20 protein-coding genes and 1 tRNA gene are annotated in these 23,314 nt (G+C 43.2%); 9 read left to right on the plus strand and 12 right to left on the minus strand.

Annotated elements, in window-relative coordinates:
• Window position 1: 1 nt before the first annotated feature.
• The 4 genes from DACET_RS10425 to DACET_RS10440 all read right to left on the minus strand — a co-directional run bounded on the left by DACET_RS10425 (window position 2) and on the right by DACET_RS10440 (window position 6,202).
• The gene (locus DACET_RS10425) at window positions 2-3,613 is read right to left on the minus strand and encodes a nitrate reductase subunit alpha (RefSeq protein ID WP_013011337.1); all 3,612 of its coding nucleotides are present in this window, start codon (window positions 3,611-3,613) and stop codon (window positions 2-4) included.
• Window positions 3,610-4,053, minus strand: coding sequence for a hypothetical protein (locus DACET_RS10430; RefSeq protein WP_013011338.1), 444 nt, complete (start codon window positions 4,051-4,053; stop codon window positions 3,610-3,612). Before DACET_RS10430 ends, DACET_RS10425 begins: the two co-directional genes overlap by 4 nt.
• Window positions 4,054-4,068: 15 nt before the next feature.
• Window positions 4,069-5,670, minus strand: a complete 1,602-nt coding sequence (locus tag DACET_RS10435) for an MFS transporter (protein ID WP_013011339.1) — start codon at window positions 5,668-5,670, stop codon at window positions 4,069-4,071.
• Between the two features lie 458 nt (window positions 5,671-6,128).
• A tRNA-Pro gene (locus tag DACET_RS10440) sits at window positions 6,129-6,202 on the minus strand.
• Between the two features lie 202 nt (window positions 6,203-6,404).
• Between DACET_RS10440 and DACET_RS10445 the strand changes: the two genes are divergently transcribed.
• The 5 genes from DACET_RS10445 to DACET_RS10465 are packed head-to-tail and all read left to right on the plus strand — an operon-like array spanning window position 6,405 to window position 11,651.
• Window positions 6,405-8,456, plus strand: a complete 2,052-nt coding sequence (locus DACET_RS10445; protein WP_013011340.1) for a TonB-dependent receptor — start codon at window positions 6,405-6,407, stop codon at window positions 8,454-8,456.
• Window positions 8,456-9,433 carry a class I SAM-dependent methyltransferase gene (locus DACET_RS10450; protein ID WP_013011341.1) on the plus strand — a complete coding sequence of 326 codons (978 nt, stop codon included), beginning with the start codon at window positions 8,456-8,458 and terminating at the stop codon, window positions 9,431-9,433. Before DACET_RS10445 ends, DACET_RS10450 begins: the two co-directional genes overlap by 1 nt.
• Window positions 9,430-10,335 carry a hypothetical protein gene (locus tag DACET_RS10455; RefSeq protein WP_013011342.1) on the plus strand — a complete coding sequence of 302 codons (906 nt, stop codon included), beginning with the start codon at window positions 9,430-9,432 and terminating at the stop codon, window positions 10,333-10,335. The genes DACET_RS10450 and DACET_RS10455 overlap by 4 nt, the downstream gene beginning before the upstream one ends.
• Window positions 10,325-11,062, plus strand: coding sequence for an ABC transporter permease (locus DACET_RS10460; RefSeq protein WP_013011343.1), 738 nt, complete (start codon window positions 10,325-10,327; stop codon window positions 11,060-11,062). Before DACET_RS10455 ends, DACET_RS10460 begins: the two co-directional genes overlap by 11 nt.
• On the plus strand, window positions 11,055-11,651 hold the full coding sequence (locus DACET_RS10465; protein WP_013011344.1) for an ABC transporter ATP-binding protein: 597 nt from the start codon (window positions 11,055-11,057) through the stop codon (window positions 11,649-11,651). Before DACET_RS10460 ends, DACET_RS10465 begins: the two co-directional genes overlap by 8 nt.
• Here DACET_RS10465 and DACET_RS15625 read toward each other — a convergent pair.
• From DACET_RS15625 to DACET_RS10485, 4 genes are all read right to left on the minus strand, one after another.
• Complete coding sequence (locus tag DACET_RS15625) at window positions 11,648-12,544, minus strand: helix-turn-helix domain-containing protein (protein WP_013011345.1); 897 nt, start codon at window positions 12,542-12,544, stop codon at window positions 11,648-11,650. The genes DACET_RS10465 and DACET_RS15625 overlap by 4 nt on opposite strands.
• Window positions 12,545-12,712: 168 nt before the next feature.
• Window positions 12,713-13,528 (minus strand): MetQ/NlpA family ABC transporter substrate-binding protein, encoded by an 816-nt coding sequence (locus tag DACET_RS10475; protein ID WP_013011346.1) that lies wholly within the window; start codon window positions 13,526-13,528, stop codon window positions 12,713-12,715.
• Between the two features lie 32 nt (window positions 13,529-13,560).
• Complete coding sequence (locus DACET_RS10480) at window positions 13,561-14,229, minus strand: methionine ABC transporter permease (protein WP_013011347.1); 669 nt, start codon at window positions 14,227-14,229, stop codon at window positions 13,561-13,563.
• 2 nt (window positions 14,230-14,231) lie between these two features.
• Window positions 14,232-15,245: a methionine ABC transporter ATP-binding protein gene (locus DACET_RS10485; RefSeq protein ID WP_013011348.1), complete on the minus strand. Its 1,014-nt coding sequence runs from the start codon at window positions 15,243-15,245 to the stop codon at window positions 14,232-14,234.
• Between the two features lie 284 nt (window positions 15,246-15,529).
• On the opposite strand from DACET_RS10485, the gene DACET_RS10490 reads away from it, so the two are divergent.
• The 3 genes from DACET_RS10490 to DACET_RS10500 are packed head-to-tail and all read left to right on the plus strand — an operon-like array spanning window position 15,530 to window position 17,045.
• Window positions 15,530-16,057: a YeeE/YedE thiosulfate transporter family protein gene (locus DACET_RS10490; RefSeq protein WP_013011349.1), complete on the plus strand. Its 528-nt coding sequence runs from the start codon at window positions 15,530-15,532 to the stop codon at window positions 16,055-16,057.
• 1 nt (window position 16,058) lies between these two features.
• The gene (locus DACET_RS10495) at window positions 16,059-16,580 is read left to right on the plus strand and encodes a YeeE/YedE thiosulfate transporter family protein (RefSeq protein WP_013011350.1); all 522 of its coding nucleotides are present in this window, start codon (window positions 16,059-16,061) and stop codon (window positions 16,578-16,580) included.
• An 18-nt stretch (window positions 16,581-16,598) separates the two neighbouring features.
• Window positions 16,599-17,045, plus strand: coding sequence for a rhodanese-like domain-containing protein (locus DACET_RS10500; RefSeq protein WP_013011351.1), 447 nt, complete (start codon window positions 16,599-16,601; stop codon window positions 17,043-17,045).
• A gap of 8 nt (window positions 17,046-17,053) precedes the next feature.
• Here DACET_RS10500 and DACET_RS10505 read toward each other — a convergent pair whose 3' ends face one another.
• Window positions 17,054-18,325 carry an aminotransferase class V-fold PLP-dependent enzyme gene (locus tag DACET_RS10505; protein WP_013011352.1) on the minus strand — a complete coding sequence of 424 codons (1,272 nt, stop codon included), beginning with the start codon at window positions 18,323-18,325 and terminating at the stop codon, window positions 17,054-17,056.
• Between the two features lie 261 nt (window positions 18,326-18,586).
• On the opposite strand from DACET_RS10505, the gene DACET_RS10510 reads away from it, so the two are divergent.
• Entirely contained in the window at window positions 18,587-19,282 is a 696-nt protein-coding gene (locus DACET_RS10510; protein WP_013011353.1) for a FadR/GntR family transcriptional regulator, read from the plus strand.
• 311 nt (window positions 19,283-19,593) lie between these two features.
• Here DACET_RS10510 and DACET_RS10515 read toward each other — a convergent pair whose 3' ends face one another.
• From DACET_RS10515 to DACET_RS10525, 3 genes are all read right to left on the minus strand, one after another.
• The gene (locus DACET_RS10515) at window positions 19,594-21,036 is read right to left on the minus strand and encodes a Na+/H+ antiporter NhaC family protein (protein ID WP_013011354.1); all 1,443 of its coding nucleotides are present in this window, start codon (window positions 21,034-21,036) and stop codon (window positions 19,594-19,596) included.
• Window positions 21,023-21,904, minus strand: a complete 882-nt coding sequence (locus DACET_RS10520) for an alpha/beta hydrolase (RefSeq protein ID WP_013011355.1) — start codon at window positions 21,902-21,904, stop codon at window positions 21,023-21,025. Before DACET_RS10520 ends, DACET_RS10515 begins: the two co-directional genes overlap by 14 nt.
• A 250-nt stretch (window positions 21,905-22,154) precedes the next feature.
• Window positions 22,155-23,060: a hypothetical protein gene (locus tag DACET_RS10525; protein WP_013011356.1), complete on the minus strand. Its 906-nt coding sequence runs from the start codon at window positions 23,058-23,060 to the stop codon at window positions 22,155-22,157.
• Between the last annotated feature and the right edge of the window lie 254 nt (window positions 23,061-23,314).

Below are 23,314 nucleotides of genomic sequence, written 5' to 3' on the forward strand. Positions count from 1 at the left end.
ATCAGAACTCCACCTTATTGAGCTTTTTCACAAATACATACGTGTCTCTGTTAACACCTATAGGTCCCCAATAGTTAAAGTAATAACTGAACTGCCCGTATCCGCCCACCATAGCAAGGGGTTTCAGCCGGACTCTTGTAAGGCTGTTATGGTTGCCCCCCCGTTCCTTTGTGCGTTCCGACAGAGGCACATTTATAGTGCGCTCCGTTGCGTGATAAATGTAACAAACTCCTCTCGGTATTCTCACAGAGACAACAGTTCTGCACACAACGGTTCCGTTCAGATTATTAACCTCTACCCAGTCGTTATCTTCAATGCCGTGCCCCTCTGCATCTTTATTGTTCAGCCATATAACCTGACCGCCTCTGGAGAGGGTGAGCATTCGCAGATTATCGTAATATGTGCTGTGAATATGCCACTTGCCGTGGGGAGTGTGATAGTTCAGCTTAAGCCCTTTTGCAGTTTCATCGATCTCTTCGGTTTCGTTCAGAGAGTCTTCCGCCAGATTCTCTTTATAAACAGGGAGCGCCTCCCCAGCCATTTGATACCATTCATGATCCAGATAAAAATGCTGTCTTCCGGTCATGGTTCTCCATGGCAGCCCGAATTCAGTATTTATAGTATACGGGGCATAAGGTCTCCCCTTGTCTATTATCCCGCTCCAGCAAGGCGAAGTATGGATTCTCCTCGGCTGTATTACGATATCTTCCATACTCATATTGTTCTTCTCCGAGCCTTTCGTCAGTGGAGAAAAATCTATGCCGGTATTAGCTCCCAGAGCTTTAAAGCTTCTTTCGGCAACTTTACCATTCCCTTCAGGAGCCATATGCAGAATAGCATTAACAGCCTGCGAAGCCTCTTTGATAGAAGGACAGTCCTCTCCTGCGGCAGTGATTTTGCCATTGATGGACATCAGCTCGGAATACTCTTCGGAGGAATCCCAACTGACCCCATGTGCTCCCAGCTGCTTACCTGCATTAGGTCCCAAAGCAACGAATTTTTCGTATATCATGCCGTAGTCCCGTTCAGTAATCACAAATTTCGGCATAGTTTTCCCCGGAACAGGCTCGGTTTCGCCGTATTTCCAATCTTTCACAGATGTTTGTGTTACTTCATCAGGCGTATCGTGCATAAGAGGAACCGAAACAAGATCCTTCACCGGACCGTCGAAATGCAACGCCGACAGATCGGAGAACTTCTCCGCTATCCCCTTGAATGTGTCCCAGTCACTGGCTGATTCCCATAGAGGAGGTACTGCTTTTTGCAGAGGGTGCACAAAAGAATGCATGTCTGTGGTGTTCAGGTCGTCCTTCTCATACCATGTGGCAGCGGGCAGGATAATGTCGGAATACATGGCAGAAGTGTCCATGCGGAAATTTATATCCACCACCAGATCAATCTTCCCTTCCGGTGCCGGCTCTTTATCTGAAACAGTGCGAAGGTCTTTTTTTACTTCTCTGGCTTCAAGCCCGTTTGACGCGCCAAGCACATGCTTCATAAAGTATTCATGTCCTTTCGCACTGGACGACAGAGCATTTGCCCGCCATATAAACCATACTCTCGGATGGTTTTCCGTCCTGTCAGGCTCTTCCACAGCAAAATTCATCTCTCCGCTTTTGAGCTTTGCAACCAGACTCTGCACAGGGTCTTTCCTCATGGCGAGGGTCAAAGGGTTTTCCCTGAAGCTCGGATAAAACGGAAGCCAGCCCAGTCTGACGGCTTTTGCGCTGAAATCTGCGTTATGTGATTCCTGAAATTTAGTTTTGTCTGGCACATCGAAATATTCAAACACACTCTTTTCATAACGCCACTGGTCGGAATGCATATACCAGAAGGAAGGTGTATTCTGTAATCTGGGTGGTTTCTGCCAATCGGCAGCCATAGCTATAGATGCCCATGAGGATATCATGGCAACTTTCTCCTGCCCTACATAATGAGCCAGCCCGCCGCCGTTAACACCAACCGATCCGGTCAGCAGAAGCCCCATAATAGCAGACCGATACATGAGGTCGCTGTGAAACCAGTGGTTAACCCCTGCGCCTATGATTATCATAGATTTACCGTTAGTCTTTTCAGCGTTACCGGCAAATTCTTTTGCAACCTGAATTACAGTCTCCGCCTTTACGCCTGTGATACCCTCCTGCCATGCAGGGGTATAGGATTCCGTGTCTTTATAAGATTCAGGATAGTCACCGCCAAGCCCTCTGCCGACACCTAGCTGTCCGTTCAGAAGGTCAAAAACAGTTGCCGCATATCTCTTCTCTCCGTTAATCATGACCTCTTTGACCGGAACCTCTCTCAGGACTGCTTTTCTGGTGGATTTATCTCCGTAGAAGACATCGAAGCTCACATGAACTCTCTCGCCCCCTTCAAGCATACTGAGTGCAGGGCTGAACTCCCGTCCTGTAACTCCGCAGATATGTTCAAGTCTCCATTTCTGTTTATCAGTGCTTTTCTCTGCCCATCTGTAGCCCATTGAGCCTTTCGGAAACATAATCTCACCGGACTTCTCGTCCAGCACTGCTGTTTTCCATTCCGCTCTCTCCTCTGAGGCGCTCTCTGCCACATCGGAAGCCCGCAGAAATTTACCACCCCTGAATCCCGTTGAATCTTTTTCAAGCACGACGAGACAAGGCAGATCAGTAAATTTACGTGCATATTCTTCAAAATACGGAATTTTCCGTTTATGATAAAATTCGGACAGAATCACATGGTTAACAGCCATCCAGAAAGCTCCGTCCTCCCCTTTTTTCACCGGAACCCAAAGGTCTGCCGTATTTGACACAGTGCTGAAATCCGGAGACAGAACGACTACTTTTGTCCCTCCATGTTTAGACTCTTTCAGGTAATGAGCGTCCGGAGTTCTGGTAACGCTCACATTTGACCCCATCACAACAGTATACCCGGAGTTATACCAGTCTGCGGATTCGCAAACATCTGTCTGTTCCCCCCACACCTGCGGAGAGGCAGAAGGGAGATCACAGTACCAGTCGTAAAAACTCATAACAACACCGCCTATCAGATTCAGGTATCTTGAACCTGCGGCATAACTCACCTGGGACATGGCTGGGATGGGCGAAAAACCTATTATCCTGTCAGGACCATATTTCTTTATCGTATAAATGTTTGAAGCGGCTATAATCTCATTGACAACCTCACGGTCTGCTCTTCGGAAGCCCCCCTTTCCTCTGCTCTTCACATAGGCATTGCGATTGTTTTTATTCTCCACAATACTTGCCCATGCTGCTACAGGGTCAGAGTTTTTCTTTTTTGCATTCTCCCACAGATCAAGCAGAATACCCCTGATATACGGATATTTCACCCGCATAGGATTATACAGATACCATGAGAAGCTAGCACCTCTGGCACAGCCTCTCGGCTCAAGTCTGGGGATATCTCCGCCTATCTGCGGATAGTCAGTAGCCTGTATCTCTCCGGTTACAAGACCGTCTTTGACATAAACATTCCAGCTACAGCTTCCTGTGCAGTTTACCCCGTGAGTACTGCGCACAATCTTGTCGTGCTGCCATCTGTTGCGGTAAAGCTCTTCCCAGTTTCTCTCTTTATTAGACTCTATAAGCTGAAACCATTCAGGTTTTTTAATTGTTTTCATTTATTCTCCTCCAGTTGGGTGTTGCTTCTGAAAACAAGCCGCCCGATAAACAGCAGTATCAAAAAAAGCGCGAAAGCGGATATAAGGATATTGCTCCCCCCTTCGACTGAAGCTTCATCAGGATTGAGTCCGGCAAAAGCCTGCACCAGCGCCTGTATCTCCTCATCCGGGATGTCCGAATCTGCGTATACAGCGTCCATAGGCTCTATTCCGCTTGCTTTTATAAAATCTGCAATAACCTCTGCGTCCTCTCCCATGTCAATATACAAACTGCTTAGATCCGGCCCCCATGTTGAAATAGAGTACCCGCCTGCAGCAACAGAGTGACAGGTTGTGCAGGAGGGGCTGCCATCTGAAAACGGTTTGCCGAAAATATCAGCCCATGCACATGTAGCAGCACCTAAAACTGCTAATGTTATCAAAAAGATTATTTTTCTCATTTTTTCTCCTCAGATTCAGGGGTTTCTGATCTCGGCTCCCTTGCGTTGGTAGTACCACCAGTTGAGCACGAGACATATAAAATAATATGCGCCAAATCCGTAAAAGGCGTATTCAGGTGTTCCTGCAGCTATCTGCTGACCAAATATCTTAGGGATGATAAATGCGCCATATGCCGCAATTGCAGATGTCCAGCCAAGTACAGGCCCCGCCTGATCTTTGCTAAATATGTACGGGATACTTCTGAACGTTGAACCGTTTCCTATACCTGTTGTTATAAAGAGAATCATGAACATTCCGAAAAACGGCCACCAGAAAACCTCCGGCATCGGACTCCCCTTTGCTGCCTTTATAAAATACGCAACGGCAAAGGTTGCGGCTATCTGGAGAATTGTGCTGACGGCTGTTACTTTCGCTCCGCTGTTCACCTTGTCGGCAAGCCATCCGCCAACAGGTCTTACGAGTGCTCCCAGAACAGGCCCGAGGAAAACCCACATGAGAAAATCAGGTGAATTCGGATTTCTGTATGCCAGATCCAACGGGTCGGTATAGACAAAAATATCCTGACAGAGCTTAGGAAAAGCCGCAGAGAATCCTATAAATGAACCGAATGTCATCGTATATATTGTGGTCATTATCCAGTTATGCTTACTTTTAAATATTGCGAACTGTTTGCTGAGGTTAACCTTTATCTCAGGCGGTGTGGCATATTTCATCAGCAGCAGTGTCATAACCACCACAACCGGCAGCACTATCCACATATTGACATTCAGCCCCAAAAGCATATATGCGCCGATGCCGGAAGTAACAATGCCTATACTGGTCAGATAAAGAGTTTTGACCATGGCAGGAAGTGCCCGAGGCATTTTCGGAGTTCCTGCATCCACATTATTCATCAGAAAGAATGAAGCCGCGATAGTCACGACAAGCGGGATAAGCCATATCCACCCGGCATTCTGGATTCCTGAAAAAGCTGTTCCTGAAACTTCTATGCCATCACTGCCCACAGCGCTGAAAATAAAAATCCCTACGCTCCAAGGGATAGCTTTCTGCATTACCCCAACACCCAGATTACCTATCCCTGCATTCAAGCCAAGAGAAGTCCCCTGCATACGTTTCGGAAAGAAATAACTGATATTACTCATAGACGATGCGAAATTCCCACCACCGAAACCTGATAAGGCTGCAAGTACAGCAAATGTTATATATGGGGTTCTGATATCTGAAAGTGCATAGCCTACTCCCACAGCAGGAATTAAAAGCAGCGCAGTGGTCACGAAAATCACATTCCGCCCGCCACTGATGCCTATCAGAAAAGAATTTGGTATCCTGAGAGTAGCGCCGGACAGACCTGCTATCGCCGGAAGTGTGTAATAGAGGTTATTAATTTCTTTCAGAGCAGCATTGATCTCATCCTGATTCATTCCGTGAGTAATCATCCCGAAGTTATAACCAAACTCTTTAAGCTTAGTGGCTATTATGCTCCACATTATCCAGACAGCAAATGCCAGAAGAAGGGCGGGTATAGATACTAAAAGATTTTTTATAGCAATCTTTTTCCCTTCACGCTCCCAAAACGAACGATCTTCAACATTCCATTTCTCAATGTTAATACGCATAAAAAACTCCCTTAAACTGGATGAACCAGTATTCTTTACATAAAGTTAAACGACAGAACCATACTGTCGGATTTCTGGGAAAATTTATGGCATCACAAAATAATAATAATAATAACACTCACCACGATCAATTATAACACTATTATAGTATCAATAATTGATCTGGATCAAGAAAAGGACAATTCAGCCTATCTCCTGTTTTTAAGTATTTCATCGAAGTACGAATACAAAACATAGTTATAATAATATATAAAGTTAATAAGTTTAATCAAATAATAAACTATCAATTCGAGATGTGATTATTCTTTTATAATAAATGAAAATCAGAAGGGGTTCGGCACTCTCCATATGAGCACCCTTAGATGCCGGACTACGAGCTTAACAAGTCTGCTTAATCATACTTAAGCAACTTAACGAAAAAAGGGCATCGATCAATAAAGACCAATGCCCTTTGCATATCGGGATGACTGGATTTGAACCAGCGACCCCCTGTTCCCGAAACAGATGCGCTGCCAGGCTGCGCCACATCCCGATTAAGTTTTTGTATTCTATAAAAAACATGACAAAAAAGTCAACACACTAATCTTAATTAAATATTAACTTTTTTAATAACATCTCGAACCGTAATAATAAAAATATTTCAGCATATGAAACTATTTTTGCGTCATATGATATTTTACGCAAAGCAATCTTACTATCATAGGCATGCTTACTAAAATCACGGAGGCATTATTATGAAAGCATGGTCTTGGGTACTCATTATGTTGTTAACAATCTCCGCCTATGCGGAAGACGATATCACGCTGGACACTGTAACAGTGACAGCTCAGAAATATGAACAGGCAGAAAACAAAACACCTGTAAGTTCAACTGTTTTCTCTGATATAGATATTGAAGAAAAAAATATTTCAACCCTCAAAGACCTATCGATGTATTCTGCAAATGTATCTGTAAAGGCAGATAATGTCGGCAACTCCACTGTGATAAGAGGCATGGCGCCTCTAACAGCGACTATGAACGGTCCGGCGGGGATATTTATTGACGGTATCGCCATGCCGTCAGTTTTCATGCAGCAGCCTAATATTTATGACATATCCAGAGTCGAAATACTCAAAGGTCCGCAGGGGACATTATATGGCAGAAACACAGAATCAGGCGTCATAAACATTATCAGCAGCAAGCCCGGTAACAACCTGTCCATGGGGGCAGAAGCTGAATATTACTTCTTCGATAACGGCGATACCCCTTACGGTACTAAATTCAAGTTTAACGTCAGTGGTCCTGTTGTCGAAGATAAACTTTTTGCAGGCATATCATTTGCAACAGACAAAAATCAGGGCTATTACACCAACGAATTTAACGAAGACGACGAAGCCGGAGAGTTGAACAGAAAGGATATATCTCTGAAACTGCGGTCAACACCAAACCAAAAAACAGAAATCTACCTTTCTTCATATTATTTTGATGCTGACGACAAAAAAGGAAAATTCAGATACACACAAGGGGCAAATGCTACCGATGAATACACCATCAACTACAACGACAGATATTCACAGGATTACAATGGCTCTGTAAACAGTCTGAACATCTCATACAGTTTTGCAAACATTCAGCTTTCCTCCCTCACGGGCATTACGGCATACTCACGGAATTTTTCAAAAGACTTTGACGGATCGGCATCTTCCAGAGGGCTGACCAATTTCAGCATCGATGATGAATCCTACAGCGAAGAACTCCGCATAAGCTCCACAGACACTAAAACAAAATGGATATTAGGACTGTACGGTTTCAAAGAAAACTCAGAAACTCTCTTTGAAAAAACTTTCATGCAGGATAAGCGCAAAGCAAACATAAACACATCCGGAGCGGCAGTTTTCGGACAGATTAGCCCACGAATCACCAAAAAAATATATGCTGACATAGGTATGCGTATCGAACAGACGCACCTTGATGTTGACATGAACCGTAACTTCAAAACAGCCGGGCTAAAATACAGCGACGATGAAGACTTCTTTGAATTCCTGCCGAAACTATCCTTAAACTATGAAACTGAAACAGGGATAATCTATCTTTCCGCCGCAAAAGGCTACCTTGCCGGCGGCGCGAATTACAATCTTGCAACTTCTGACGAAACCCTGATCTATGACGAAGAAGAGACCATGAACTATGAACTTGGTTTCAAATCTGTCCTCGGAAAGGGGAGGCTCAAAATATCCGCTGCACTTTTCTATATCGACATGAAAGATAAGCAGGTAACTCAAATCCTTCCGGGGGAAATGGGCAGCATGAAGGTGGATAATGCCGCCGATGCTCATTCATACGGAGCCGAAGTTGAATTTAAGGCTGTTATAACAAAAGGTCTGGAATTTTTTACGTCTGCCGGATACACAAAAACAGAAGCGGATGAATGGGTTGACTCTCAGTATAACAATATCACCAGGCAGGATGAGTATTATGATTATTCAGGTAATAACCTGCCGTATGCACCGGAGTATACCTTTACAGCAGGACTGCAGTACATACATACCAACGGGTTGTTCATAGCAGGAGAAGCTGTGTCCACAGGGGCATACTACCACGATGGCGCAAACAAACTGAAAGAGGACGGCAACACCCTCTTTAACCTCCGGACAGGTTATATCGGGAAAAATATTGAGCTGACCGTTTGGTTTGAAAATCTTTTAGACAAGAGATATACAGAGACACAGACTCTATGGGGTTCCGTCGCAGTGGTGGAGGATGCCCAGCCAAGAACTATAGGGATAAAGGCGGGGTACAGATTCTGATGATTAAACCAGACTATAAAACACTGCTCAACGAAATGAACGGAGCTGTCCGGTGGCACCTGTTCGAAACGTCAATAAAGCTGAAAGTATTTGACTATTTACAGGGCTGGCAAACTGCCGGATTTATAGCCGGTAAACTTAACACAGATGAGAAAAAGACTGAATTATACCTCGATGCGTTAGCATCATGTGGATATCTCATAAAATATTGCGGGAGATACAGAAATGCTGACATCAGTAATAAATACTTAACGACGCACTCCGGTCTTTATCAGGGAACACTGATCCTCTCTCTATCTTCAAGGAGACTTGCAGGTATTGATAACATTTCAAAACTGCTGAAAAATGATGCTGACGACATGTATCTGGGAGACGAAAAAGTCTGGACAGAAGCTCTGAAAACACTTATCCCATTTCAGAAAGCAGTTGCCAGTGAAGTTGTTTCACTCATCAAAGGACTGAAAGGCTCGGATAATTTCTCATCAATGCTGGACATTGGCGGTGGTCCCGGCTTTATAGGGCAGACAGTAGCCCAAAGCCTGAAAAATATCCACCTGACACTTTTTGATCTTCCGAAGGTTATAGAGCTGGCAGAACAAAACGCAGAGATCAAAAACATAACCTATCTCGCCGGCAGCTATTCAAAAGATGACATAGGGAGCAATTACGACATCATATGGGCGAGCAGATCCCTTTACTATGCAGACGACATCTTCCGGCTCGTTTCCAAGATGGCGGATGCTCTGAAAGACGGAGGCTACCTGATATGCCTCCACGAGGGCGTTTATAACGAAAGAACCCAGCCGCAAGAGATAATACTAAACAGAATAGGTGTTGCTCTGAAAGGTTCAGATGTCTCCTTTGAAAGAGGAGAGATAGAATACGCCGTCCAAAAAAGCGGACTTCAGATTATCTCAACTATCTCCACTGACGATATAGGCGGAAGCGGAGACATAATAACTGCGAGGAAAATATGAAAAAAATATTTCTGATAATTTCTATGCTTTGTACACTAACATCCTTTGCAGGCGAGCACCTGACAATGTCCGGACCTGCAACTCTGGAAAGCTGTCCTATGATGCTAATGGCAGAAGAAAACGCTCTTTCCGTATACGGGGTCACAGCAGAATTCATACCATGGACATCACCAGACCAATACCGGGCTATGCTCTCATCTGAAAAGAACTTATATGTAATAGTCAGCACACTTGAATATGTCAGACTGAACAAACTCATCGAAAATGCACGGCTGCTTTTCTCTGTTGAAGGTAGCCCCATATGGTTTCTAGGCAAAAAAACAGGTGTCACTCTTAAAGAACTGGAGAGCAGCATTATTGCTCTTCCGTTCAGAGGAGACATGCCGGAAATTCTCCTCATGATGCTTATGGAGAAAAGCGGAAATGATTACAAAAAAACAAAAATTGTCTCCGCAGGAGGCGGTATAACCTCAGCACAGCTTGTAATGAGAGGAAGAGCGGACTATGTTGCAATTCCTGAACCTATAGCGTCCAGTATAGTAGAGATATCCGGGAGAAAAGGGCTGAGAAAACTCAGTTATTCCCTTTCGGTTGAAAAAATATGGCGGGAACTTTATCAGTCTTCCCCTCCTCTGCTGGTTAGCAACATTATGAGTTTCAAAAGCAGCAGGGAAGCTGATGACGCATTCAGGAAAACATACAGCAGATATTATGGAAAGTGTGTCACAAATGCAGAGGTATCTGCAAATCTTTTTGTTAAATACTTCCCCGCCGTCAGTAAAAGCGGCATTAAACAACTTATAAGCAGCAATAACATCAAAATACATACGGCAAACGAAATTACAGAACAATTAAACGAATTTATCAGATTAATGGACAAACAGATCAAAAATGAATTCTAACAGAAAGATACAAACTGCCGGTATAATATTTGTTCTTCTCCTGTGGCAGACAGCATCCGTCTTATCAGGAGAATTTGCCGTAGCATCCCCCTTTAGTGCTTTTCCCGTAGCTTTTCGTATGATAACCGACTTCTCGTTTCTGAAGAATCATATGCTTATAACAGCTGTACGGGTGATTTCTGCACTTGTATTAGGGTCTGTCACAGGTTTTATTCTGGGGATTTTTGCAGGTAAATATCCTCTGATTATGCAGTTCATAGAACCGATGAGAAGAGTTCTGACCACAATCCCCGGAATAGTGGCAGCAGTCCTCGCAATGCTGTGGCTCGGTCTAGGCAGTGCTATGGTGATTTTTCTGAACAGCATGTTCATTATCCCTGTGGTTTATATCAATGTCGCCGAGAGCATAAATAAGTGCGACAACACCTACATTGAAATGGCTGATGTATATCAACTCAGTACATTATCAAGGATAAAAAACATATATATCCCCATTGTCAGCAGTGCCCTGTCAGCAGCTCTTGTTCTTGTCACAGGAAACAGTATGCGCATGACAGTGCTCGCAGAAGTTCTGGGAACAGGCGAAGGGCTGGGTTTTGTACTGGGCATATCCCGCGCAAGACTTGACATGCCGTCGCTTTACGGCTGTGTTCTGATATCCTTTGCTTTTGTATGGGCAGGAGAGATCCTTATCAAATTAGTTATCCAGAGGTACTGCCGTGCATAAATTTATAGCAGAACTGCACAACATCAATCTGACTTTTAAAAATCACAATGTTTTTTCGGATTTCAGCCTGAAGATCAGCAATAACTGCATCACAGGCATATCCGGCAGAAGTGGAAAAGGGAAGACAACACTGCTTAGAATCCTCGCAGGGCTTCAGAAACCAGACAGAGGAGAAGTCATTTTACGGTATAATAAACAAGGATATGTCTTTCAGGATTATAGACTACTCCCATGGATGAATGTGCTTGAAAACATTACTTTGCCTGTCAGAGGTGAAATATCAGAATCAGATGCCGTAAGCAGGGCGAAGCTGTATCTTGGGAAATTGGGTCTGAGCGGTTCTGAAAACATGCAGCCAGCAGAGCTCTCCGGCGGAATGGCACAAAGGGTGTCGCTGGCAAGAGCGATGGTCTACAAACCGGATATAATGTTTCTGGATGAACCTTTCAGTGCTCTCGACTATGAAATGCAGTCACAGGCATCAGAAACAGTTAGGGCGTATGCAGCAGAGCATAAAATTAGTGTCCTGTATGTCAGTCACCATATTGAAAATCTACGGCTCATGTCAGACACAATAGTAGAGCTTTAAACGCTCTTTCTGTAAAGTTTCGGCGAAAGACCTTTCTCTCTACGAAAGCTTTCGCTGAAATGACTGGAAGAACAAAAGCCAGTACAGTAGGCAATTTCTGTGATAGTCATATCTGTGGTTCTGAGGTAATGCTCTGCCCTATGCACCTTTTCCTGCCTGATAAACTCAAAAACACTCAGCCCCATCTTTATCCTGAAAAGCCTGTTCAGTTTTGTATGGCTCATCCCTGCCATATGTGCAAGTTTTGCCAGAGAGTGCTCTTCGCTAAGATTATTCCGGATATAGTTTATCACTTCCAGAACAATAGATTCTTCCCTACCCGCCGACTGGTTATAACAACTTTTAAAGTTGTCTGTGAGAAGGTCTGTAGCCCCCGCAAGCTGCATAAGCCTGCCAGTTTCTCCTGCATATCTGCAATCTATTATTTTCCGGCACAGCATAAAGGAAAAAGGAGAAAGATAAAATAACACCTCCGTCTTTCCAGGCTCTGGCACATTTATAATGCACCCGGTATCAGACATTATATTCTCCAGTCTGTGACGACAAACTTTGATTATCAGAGCTTCGGTATCAATGTTTTTCGCTATCCGGCGGTTTATCTGTACGTCGTTAGTCTGAAAAGCATACACAGCACCTTCAGACATAGGATGCCAGCCGGAGGCTCCGGTAAAAGTGAGATTCAGCTCGCCTTTCAGAACATAAACAAAATTTACTACTTCACCGGATTCTATAACTGACGAATGGGAGTCTTCAGATGTTTTCAGACTGCTGTGGGTCATAGTGAAGCCATTGTCGAGCCTGCTCCTCCGGATGTTACCCACAATTTTGTCCTGTGATCTTAAAACCCACTTTTTACTGCCTGAAACCGGTTTTCCGCAAACGACAGCTGACATATTTCCCCCAGAGATTTATTGATATTGATTATTAATATCATACAACAAAGTTTAAAACAATGCTGATATAGCAGGAGAAGAAGCTATTTATACCTTAGTAATTGTATGATTAAATAGTAGATTTAAACAGGTGAAAGGGCGGCTCTTACACCGCCCGAATCGTATAGGTTATTTCATCAGTTCCTGAGCAGGGAGTATCGCTCCCTTATACTTCTCCGTTATGAATTTCTCAACGGCAGGCGAAACAAGGATTTCTGCAAGTTTCCTGAGTGCGGGTTTATCAAAATCAACTTTTCTCACAACAAGAATATTGCTGTAGGGTGAGTCTTTATCTTCGATAAAAATTGCGTCTTTCAAAGGATTCAGGTTCCCTTCGAGTGCATAGTTGGTGTTAATAACCGCAGCGTCAACATCAGCTAGCACACGTGGAAGCTGAGCAGCGTCAAGAGCCTTGACCTTCAGCTTCTTAGGGTTGTCTACTATATCCTGAACAGTTGCGGAAACTCCGGCTCCGTCTTTTAGAGTAATGAGCTTTGCTTTGGCAAGGAGAGCAAGCGCCCTCCCGGCATTAGAAGGGTCGTTAGGGATGGCTACAATAGCTCTTTTTCTGAGATCAGCGATATTGCTTACCTTACGTGAGTAAACACCGATAGGCTCTATGTGAACCTTTGCAGCCACTGACAGATTCAGGTTGTGATCTCTGCTGAATGATTCCAGATAAGGGATATGCTGAAAAAAGTTAGCATCCAGTTCACCTCTGTCAAGGGCAAGGTTAGGCTGGACATAGTCTGTGAAGGAGATAATCTTAAGCTCAATCCCTTCTTTCTCAAGCATCGGCTTAATATACTCCAGTATCTCGGTGTGCGGGACAGGAGTCGCGCCGACCTTAAGAACAGTCTTTTCACCTGTTTCACAATAACCTGAAACACCCACCAGAACCAGAAGAACAGTGAGCACTGTTGTTAATACTTTATTATGTTTCATTCATACCTCCTGAGGCTTTCAGCCGTCAGCATTTAATTTTTATGGGACAGTTTAACCGCCAGCCTTGTGCCGAACGTCTGCACAAGCTGAACAAAGATTATGAGTATAGCCACTGTAACTATCATTATATCAGTACGAAACCTGTTATATCCATACTGAATGGCAAGGTCACCCAGACCGCCGCCGCCGACAGCACCAGCCATTGCGGTGTAGCCTATCACGTTTATAACAGTTATTGCCGCTCCGAGGATAAGCGATGATTTTGATTCAGGGAGAAGAACCTTAAAAATTATCTGGAAAGTCGAAGCCCCCATAGACTCTGCTGCCTCAATCACACCGTGAGATACTTCTTTAAGAGAAGACTCCACTATCCTTGCCACAAAAGGAGCAGAAGCAACCACAAGGGGGACGATGGCGGCAGTTGTGCCTATTGATGTTCCAGCAACTATCCTTGTAAAAGGGATAAGAGCCACCATAAGGACTATGAACGGTGCTGAACGCAGTATATTGATCAGAGTTCCGAGAACCCGCTCAACCCAGGGTGCAGGCAGAATATGGTCTTCTGATGAGACCACAAGCAGAACTCCCACCGGAAGCCCTATAATGTATGCCAGAACACAGGAAGCCACTACCATATAAAGCGTTTCCACTGTCGAAGGCCACAAAAGCCCTATTATATTATTAAAATATTCGTAATTCATAACTATATCCTCTGAATAACGAGATTATTGTCAGTAAAATATTGATGAGCATTTGCAAGCTGCTCTTCCGTACCCCGAAGCTCAAGAAGGAGGTTACCAAAAAGGGTGCCGTGCAGATGGTCAACATTACCATATATTATATTCACAACCACATCGCTTGACTTGATCAGTCCGTTTATCATAGGCTCAGATGCCGAATTCCCGTAAAATGATACTTTGATAAGCTCAGAATCTTTATGGGGCTTAAGGGCGCTGAGGATATCATCGGGAAGTTCTGTTCTGAAAATATCTGCCACAAAGTCCTTCGTTACCTGTGTTTTCGGAGAGATAAAAACTTCCTCAACAGTACCGTGTTCTATACACTTAGACTCTGCAAGCACGGCGACATGAGTGCATATGTCTTTGATAACATTCATTTCATGGGTAATGATGACAATAGTAAGCCCCAGATTCTGGTTGATATCTTTTAAGATACTCAGAATCGACGAGGTGGTTTTAGGGTCGAGAGCAGACGTTGCCTCGTCACAAAGCAGAACTTCAGGCTTTGTTGCCAGTGCTCTTGCTATACCGACTCTCTGTTTCTGCCCTCCGGAAAGCTCCGACGGGTATGAGTCTGCTTTATCTTCCAGCCCGACAAGGGGGAGGAGTTCGCTCACCCTCTTTCTGATTGCGGTCTTGTCCCAGCCGGCAATCTCCAGCGGAAAACCTATATTTCCAGACACAGTCCTTGACTGAAGCAGATTAAAATGCTGAAAGATCATAGAGATCTTCTGTCTCTTCTGCCTGAGCTCTGTCTTTGAAAGAGTAGAGATATCCTGTTCTGAAATTAATACTTTCCCTTCGGTAGGCTTCTCCAGCATATTAAGACATCGAACCAGAGTGCTTTTCCCCGCACCACTGGAACCGATAATCCCGAAAATTGACCTTTCAGGTATATCAAGTGAGATATCCTGAAGAGCCTGTACTCTTCCGTTCAAAGTGTCATAAGACTTTGACAGGTTTCTGATCTGAATCATTATTCCCCCGAGTCAATATTCTAAACCAACTTATCTATTTAATCTATCTTTTTTGTAGTTATTTTAAAATTTTGTCAACAGTAATGTAAACTTGATTGCCTCAGAATGCCAGTCATTATACGTACTGCACCTCAGCAGATAAGAAATACTTCTGACACATGATAATAAACATCAAGCATAAACTGAAAACACCTGGTCCCCATTATATTAAGCCATCTGGCACTTTCAGCAAGGCATCCCGTGCACTAATATTATCTTATTTATTAATTTTACCGGAGGACTGCATGTTTCTCAAAAGAGGATTATTCACAAAAAAGCTATCTCCATGGTTAACAGGGTCACTAACGGGGATAACGGCAGCAGCGTGTTGCGTTTTCGCAGGAAAGACCCTTGGAGCATCCGGAGGTTTTGTCACTATCGACAGCTACATAGGAAATTATTTCAACACAGGATGGGCAAAACTTCCATATTTTACTGCTGCAAAACCACCTATTTTATCTTTTCAGATAATCCAATATATAGGAATGCTCGCAGGAGCGATTATCTCTGCTCTTATGTCAAAAGATTTCCATATCAGATCCCTGCCTGCTAAAGAATGGAAACCAAATTTCGGCAAAAGTGTTGTTAAACGTTGGATAATGATTTTTATCGGCGGAATACTTGTGGAGCTTGGAGCATGTATTGCCGGAGGCTGCACAAGCGGACTGGGCATATCCGGCATTATACAGCTTTCTCCGGCTGGTTTTATCTTTTTCATATCCGCATTCACAAGCGGCATAATTACTGCCGGAATACTCTTCAGGAGGACTTGACATGCAAAACTTTGCTCTCCCCCTTATCATCGGTTTTATATTTGGTTTTTTACTTCAGAAAACAGGACTCGGGCATTATGATAAAATCGTCAATCAATTCAGATTTAGAGATAATACGATGCTTAAGTTTGTGTTGGGAGCCTTAACGTCAGGCATGATGACCATAGCAATATTCAAATCTGCCGGACTGCTGTCACCGGTTTCTATGCCGGACACATACATACTTGGTAATGCATCAGGAGGGCTCATACTAGGTATCGGGATGGTTATAGCCGGAGCATGCCCAGGTACACTGATAGCAGGGATCGGACAGGGCAACATAGACTATCTCATTCCAGGATTATTGGGGTTTCTCGCAGGAGGACTGCTCTTCGGATATCTGTTTAGTTTTTTTGCTGTCAACATAGCTACCGTAGCATTCTACAAAGGAATATCCATTACAGACATCACCAACCTAAACAACTACATATTTGCTTTTGCTATGCTTGCTGTGAGCGTTGCAGCTGCAAAATTATTACGTTAACAAAAAAGGATAAAAAACATGCGTAAATACATAACTATTATACTTATTGCTGCAGCTCTCATTATGTCAGCAGAGTCAATACGAAAAAATGACATACAACCGCATACCGATATTTCAGACAGAAACATCGAACCATCATACATAATTACAGCAGAGGAACTTTACGAACTAGATAAAACAAGGCGTGCTGTAATTATCGACACAAGAAGATATCTGGAATACTCCATCACACATATCCCCGGCTCGTTAAGCATCCCTCTGAAATATCTGGGCAACAGACTCAGCATTCTTGCCGGAAAGGATAATATAGTTCTAGTTTCAGTATCCGAGCAGGCCGAAGCGGAAGCCCTCTCAATTATCAGAGCAGAACATTCTGACATGAATATAAAACTACTGAAAGGTGGTATAAAAACCTGGATAAAACACAACTACCCAATCAGCATTAAAATGCCGCATGGATGCTGACATTTCTCTTAACAGTCAGCAAGGACGTCATAAAGATGATCAATCTCTGCCTCAGTGTTATACAAACCAAAGCTTACCCTAACCATACCGGGTCTTTTGTCCTGAGAGAGTGAGGAGTATTTTACAACTTCGTCAGAAGATATATCGAGCAGTTTCTGGACATATGGCTGGGCACAGAAGCATCCGCTCCGGACATCGATACCGCCGTTAAAAGCAAGATGCGCTGCAAGTTCGCTGTGATGTATGCCGTAAATATTAAATGGGATAACACCAATATTAACAGCTTTATCGTATTGGTCGGAATATATGCATATGTTTTTGACTTCTGACAATCTTCTATAGGCATATGCAGCAAGCTTTTGCTCATATTCGTGTACTTTGCCCATACCAATATCATTCAGAGTGCGCAAAGCAGCTCCGAGGGCAACTATTCCCATGACATTAGGAGTACCTGCCTCATATTTTAACGGAATATCATGCCACACAACAGAATCATACGTAACAATGTCAGCAGTTCCTCCACCTGAAAGATCCGGGGGATTATTCTCAAACACATGTTTATTACCGATAAGAACGCCTGTCCCGAATGGAGCATAGAGCTTGTGCCCGGAAAAAGCCATATAGTCAATACGCCTGTCTGTTTCCGGAGGATTCATATTTACTCTCATATGTGGTGCAAGCTGTGCGGCATCCACTAATATTTCTGCTCCACACCTATGTGCTGTCACTGCTATTTCATAGATTGGGTTAACATAGCCTGTGACATTGGATGCCCCAGTAACGGCTACAAGCCTTAAGTCTCCGGAATATAATCGGCACTTCTCCTCAAAATCGTTAAGATCAAGCCGCCCTGTTCTGTCAGTATTGATATAAACGACATTAAAATTACGCCGCCAGGGCAGATCATTTGAATGATGCTCCATCCCTGAAACCAGAACTGTCTTCCGACCTGCCGAAGCCAAAATGTTTGAAAGTCTGTTAATGCTCTCAGTTGTATTTCTCGTGAAAAGCACAGTCTGGTCAGCCTTTGAGACGTTGAAGAAATCTGCAACATATTCCCTCACAGAATCAAACATCTCTGATGTTCTCTCCGCTTTCCTGCCAGCTCCTCTGTGAACAGATGAATAGCACAGGGCAAACTCATTAACAGCCTCCATTACAGGCACAAAGGGCGGGGTTGTTGCAGCATTATCAAAATTAATATTGCAGAGTTCTGCCTCAGAATAGTTGTTTTTAACTACAAGATTCTTATATTGTGTGTTGTCTGTATTTTTTATCATAATTCCTAATGTATCCGATTAATGTTCAAAAAAAAGGACCAGTATGTACATTGTACAGAGGTCTAAATATATAAAATAAGTTATAGTGAAATGCATCTAACAAAATGTTATCAATTTACTGATGCTGGATTATACATACAAAATAAGTAAAGATATTCTGCTTGGGCATGTTTATGCATCCGGCATGCAGGGCACCCCCTATACAACTGCAAAAGTATTTGATATAATTATAACTTAATTTATTACGCAGGATTAAAAACTATGGAAATAAAAAAACCGGTTAACAGAACTCTGTCTATTCAGGTTGCTGACGAACTGGAGAAACAGATTGCAGCAGGAAACTGGAAAGTCGGCAGTAAAATACCAAGTGAAACTGAGCTGATGGAGCTGTTTGGTATAAGCCGCAACACACTTCGGGAAGCGATACGCTTTCTCGTCATCTCTGGTGTCTTAAAAACAAAACCGGGTAACGGAACATTTATCATTACTGAAAGTGTTTTTAATGCTTCTATCAAAAAAAGGATGGAACACGAAAGCCTCAACTACATTGTTGAGACAAGAACAATTCTCGAACCGAAGATAATTGAAATGGCAACCAGAAGAGGGTCTGATAAAGAGATCGGAGAGCTTCGTAAATTACACAACCAACTTATAAGCAATTACGAAAACTCATGGGAAAACTATGTGGATGCGGACACCAAATTTCACCGCCACATAGCCAGAATGTGCCATAACCCTTTTTTAGAAGACCTGTACCGGGCTATTGCAGAGTATCTGCCAGAATACATCATTGAAAATTTTCAAAAGTTTTGCGACGAAAACCTTGACCTGTTTCTCCATAAAGACCTTATAGATGCAATCGAAAATAGAAACACTGAAAGAGCTGTGGAGCTAACAGAGTATATGCTTGAGCTTGAGATGGATATGGTCGAAAATGCTCCACCGCATACATCATAGATTCTCACGGGTAAAACCGTAGCTTTATTGCTTCGCACGTGCCAAACAAACGAATTTACAACTTCTTTGTAACAGCTAGAGCATATGCAAAATACGTCACTGCGAAACCCGCAGGGCTGTGGCAGTCTCGGCACTCGTTAGTTAATCCTGAGCTTCGTCATTACATTCCCCGCAATGACTTATAAGCTCGAAAGCTGTGATTAGCTCATTCACCCAGACATAAATGCGTGGTATATGTCTTCGACTGCATAAAAAAGAGACCGGACACATAGTGCCCAGCCTCAATAATTAACCGGTGCTCATAATTTTTTTTAAACTTTAGCACCGTTTGCTTTTATCATTTCGCCGGCCGGACCTTCAAACACACGCCCCCATCCGGTAAGAACCGCAACAGTCAGCACAAAAAACAGACAAACGGTATAAACCATCCCTTTTGAAACCTCTAATGCCGTAAGCGGTTCAACAAAATCATAACCCTGAGTAAGCTGGACAGTCAAAAAAATGTAGCAGCTTATAAAAGGTATGCTCACAGGCAGAGAGTTTGAGAATCCGTCCAGAAGATTTGCTCTTCTATACGGATGAATATTCTTTTCTTTGCCTATGCGGTTGAAAATAGGTCCCATCGTAAGTATTGCAGGGTCCTGCGCACCGCCCATAAAGGTTGTAACGACAGTCATAGTCATACCAAGCATAAATTCCGCACCTCTGGAGGTATTTGCAAGTCTGCTGCTGAGCATTTTTTCAATGACAAAATCAATAGCCCCTGCTGATTTCATAACTCCCATGATACCAAACATGGATATGATCAATATAACCACCCCGACCATACCTTTGATACCTGAATATAGAAATCCGCCCGGAGTGCCATTTACAACGCTGAATACATCCTTCGGAGTCAGTATGCCAAACAAAAGGGCTACAGCCGTTCCTACGGTAAGCCCCACTGTCATAGCCCTGAAGATATTGCGTGTTCTGATGGAGATGTAAAGGGCAAGAGCAACAGGAGCAAGCATAATAAGGCTTTTAGCATTCATGCTTTTTGCCAGTAGCTCTTCGGCTCCTTCCCCCAGAGAATATCCACCTGCAATGAAGTAATATATTACGATCGATATAACTGCACTGACAAGAGCATACTTCACTCTGGTTGACACACATCCGCCAATGTCTGCCGTTCCTTTCCGGTTTTTAAATTCCTGCGTTGATGCCGACAGAATTGTCGTATCCGATATCGGAGCGACGTTATCACCAAAAATAGCCCCTGCAAGAATCAGCCCTGCCATTATCGAAGGCTCACACCCAAGAAGTATTGAAGCCGGATAAAAAATAGGAAATCCGGTAAACAATGCAGCAAAAGATGACCCTGTTGCAGTCGAGATTATACACGTTGCCACAAATACAAATACGGCAAACATCCCCCCGTGCAGATTGATGCTGTGAGCAAGCCAGACAAATCCGCTTGAAATGTCACACGCCTTGATCAATGCACCAAACATCCCTACAACAAAAAGTATAACCAAAACCGATACCGAGATAGGGTCTGCAATCCCCTTTGCCACCGCTTCCCAGTATTCGTTAAAATCCTTGCACAAAATCCCGCCGATCACCAGTCCCACAAATGCCAGCGTGGAGAGGGCGATGAAATCAATCCCCTTCCAGATGACAAATAGCGAAAGCACCCCTAAACAGAAGATGATCAATGGTATAAAAGCTGAAAAGATTCCGCCGCGGAAAGCTAGTTTGCTAGTTTCCTCCATACCCTACCTCCTTTCTGATTGCTTTATTAGAACTATCTTGTGAATCCTCATCTATGTCAAAGAAACCGATATAATCACGGATGCTCTCGTCCCAGAAACCCCATTCATGAGTGCCTTTCCACTCATGAAATTCATAGGACATTTTAAGCTCATCCAGCAGCCTGCAATACTCGCGGTTAACATCAAAAACAAAATCATTTGTTCCGCAAGTCATCAAAATTTCCGGCAGGCAGATTTTCCGGTCTCCGGCTTTTCTCGTCAGCGCAAACAGATCCTCACTGTCTCTATATTTCAAATCTTCCCCAAACGCCCCGACACACCCCTGACGCAGTTCTTTCATCAGTTCATAATCCTCATCATAAACCTTCGGTCTGCCTGGATCTTTCCATTCAGACAACTCTTTCAGATGCTCACGACTTCCGATCATTAAAGCGCCGGAAAATGAAGCACACTTTCCAAACTGGTCAGGAAATTTCATAGCAAGCTTAAGAGCTCCGTACCCCCCCATAGACAACCCGGCAATGAAGTAGCGTTCTCTCTCGGTACTTACATGAAACATCTTACCTAATATTTCTTTGAGCTCTATGGAGAGATAAGAGGCGTAGTCGTGCCCGCAGCTCATATCTGCATACATACTCATGTCGGCTTCCGGCATTATAACAGTCAGGTTATTTTTTTGCGCGTATCTTTCGACAGCAGTGAAACGGCTCCAGTAGGTATGATTCCCACCAAGTCCGTGTAAAAGAATTAATGTTCTGGAGGGCTTATCCACTAAAAAGCGATGATTGTCATCATGAGGCAGATATATATGAAGCGGTGTCATTTTACTTAAATGATAGGAATATATATCTCCTCTGAAAAATCCCATTTCCAACACTCCTAATGTATAAACATAGGATGTTTATACCGCGACTTTTATTTTTTGTCAAATTGAATATAATCCTCCAAAGACCTAAGAGACGAGTTTTCTCATATACATGAGTATTATATCAAAAGAAAACCAAATACATTTTCAAAACGTCACTATTTATATGTACTGCTGGGGTAAAACTAAATGCATACCAGTGCAGGTAACGTGAATATGTGATTTATTATTTAGATAGGAGGATGTTGACAGTCTACGACTTTGATATATTTTGGAACTTAATATAAATATCCACAGGCTTTTCCGACGACTCTTCATCGCTTGCAGTTTCATTATAGAAGTGAAGTCTTAAATCAAAAACAGTTTTCTCATCACCGACAATCCTGCCAGCATAAATTGTCTTATTGCTATGCAGCGCAAGCTCTCCATCCACATTCATCATTTTCTCTTTCTCAGGGTTCTTATCAGATTTTACCCTCATACCAGAATCAGCCTTACCATACTCATGACATACAACATCATAACTGTCTTCTCTGAGTTCAAGCATGCGACAGGTGCCTGAAACTGTCATAGCAAACCCGGACTCCAATTTAATCGGTATTGAATATTCCCACACAGCACCAGCCCCGACATCCTCTTGCGGTTTTCGCGGATATCTTTTGAGAACATCAAGGATGTCCTTTGACGAAAATGTATTAGCAATATCTTTCTTAGTTTTCACAATATCAGAGCAAAAGGAATAACCATCGGCATTAACAGTATACGAGAAACCTGCATTATCAGGGTCAAAGGTCTTTTTTATCTTTTCGCGAATCTGCTCGACATCAGCACCTTTACTGCTCAAAGCATTTACCTCTTTGACCTCCCCTACCACATGGTAACTGCCGTCCTCCATCACCTTGTCCACCACAAGGTCTTCCACAAACTGAAGAGTAACAGAATAGAAAGCCTTAACATTAGTCTCATCATTTTCAGCAATCAGCGTTGAAACAGTTTCCTCTAAAACAGATGTCTCTTTATGCCCTTCTTCAAAGTCATTACTGAATAAAGGCTTTGGATCTGAACCTTTATACACAACCTTGACCACATACCCATCATCAGCATGTAGGCTGACAGCACAAAAAAACACAAACAAAGAGACGATGATATTAATTCTCATTATCACACCCTTCCGCTCATACTCTTATACTATCAACCCTTTGTCAACATTATTTAAACGATGCAACATAGAAAAGCAGATAGGTTACAGCATTGTCCGGATAAATGATTGCTGTAATCTATTGCTTCGCACGTGCTTAACACACGAAGTTACAACTTCATTGTCACAGCTAGAGCATATACAAAATACGTCACTGCGAAGCCCGCAGGGCTGTGGCAGTCTCTGGACTCATTAGTTAATCCTGAGATTGCTTC

The sequence above is a fragment of the Denitrovibrio acetiphilus DSM 12809 genome, from assembly GCF_000025725.1.
Lineage (GTDB): Bacteria > Chrysiogenota > Deferribacteres > Deferribacterales > Geovibrionaceae > Denitrovibrio > Denitrovibrio acetiphilus.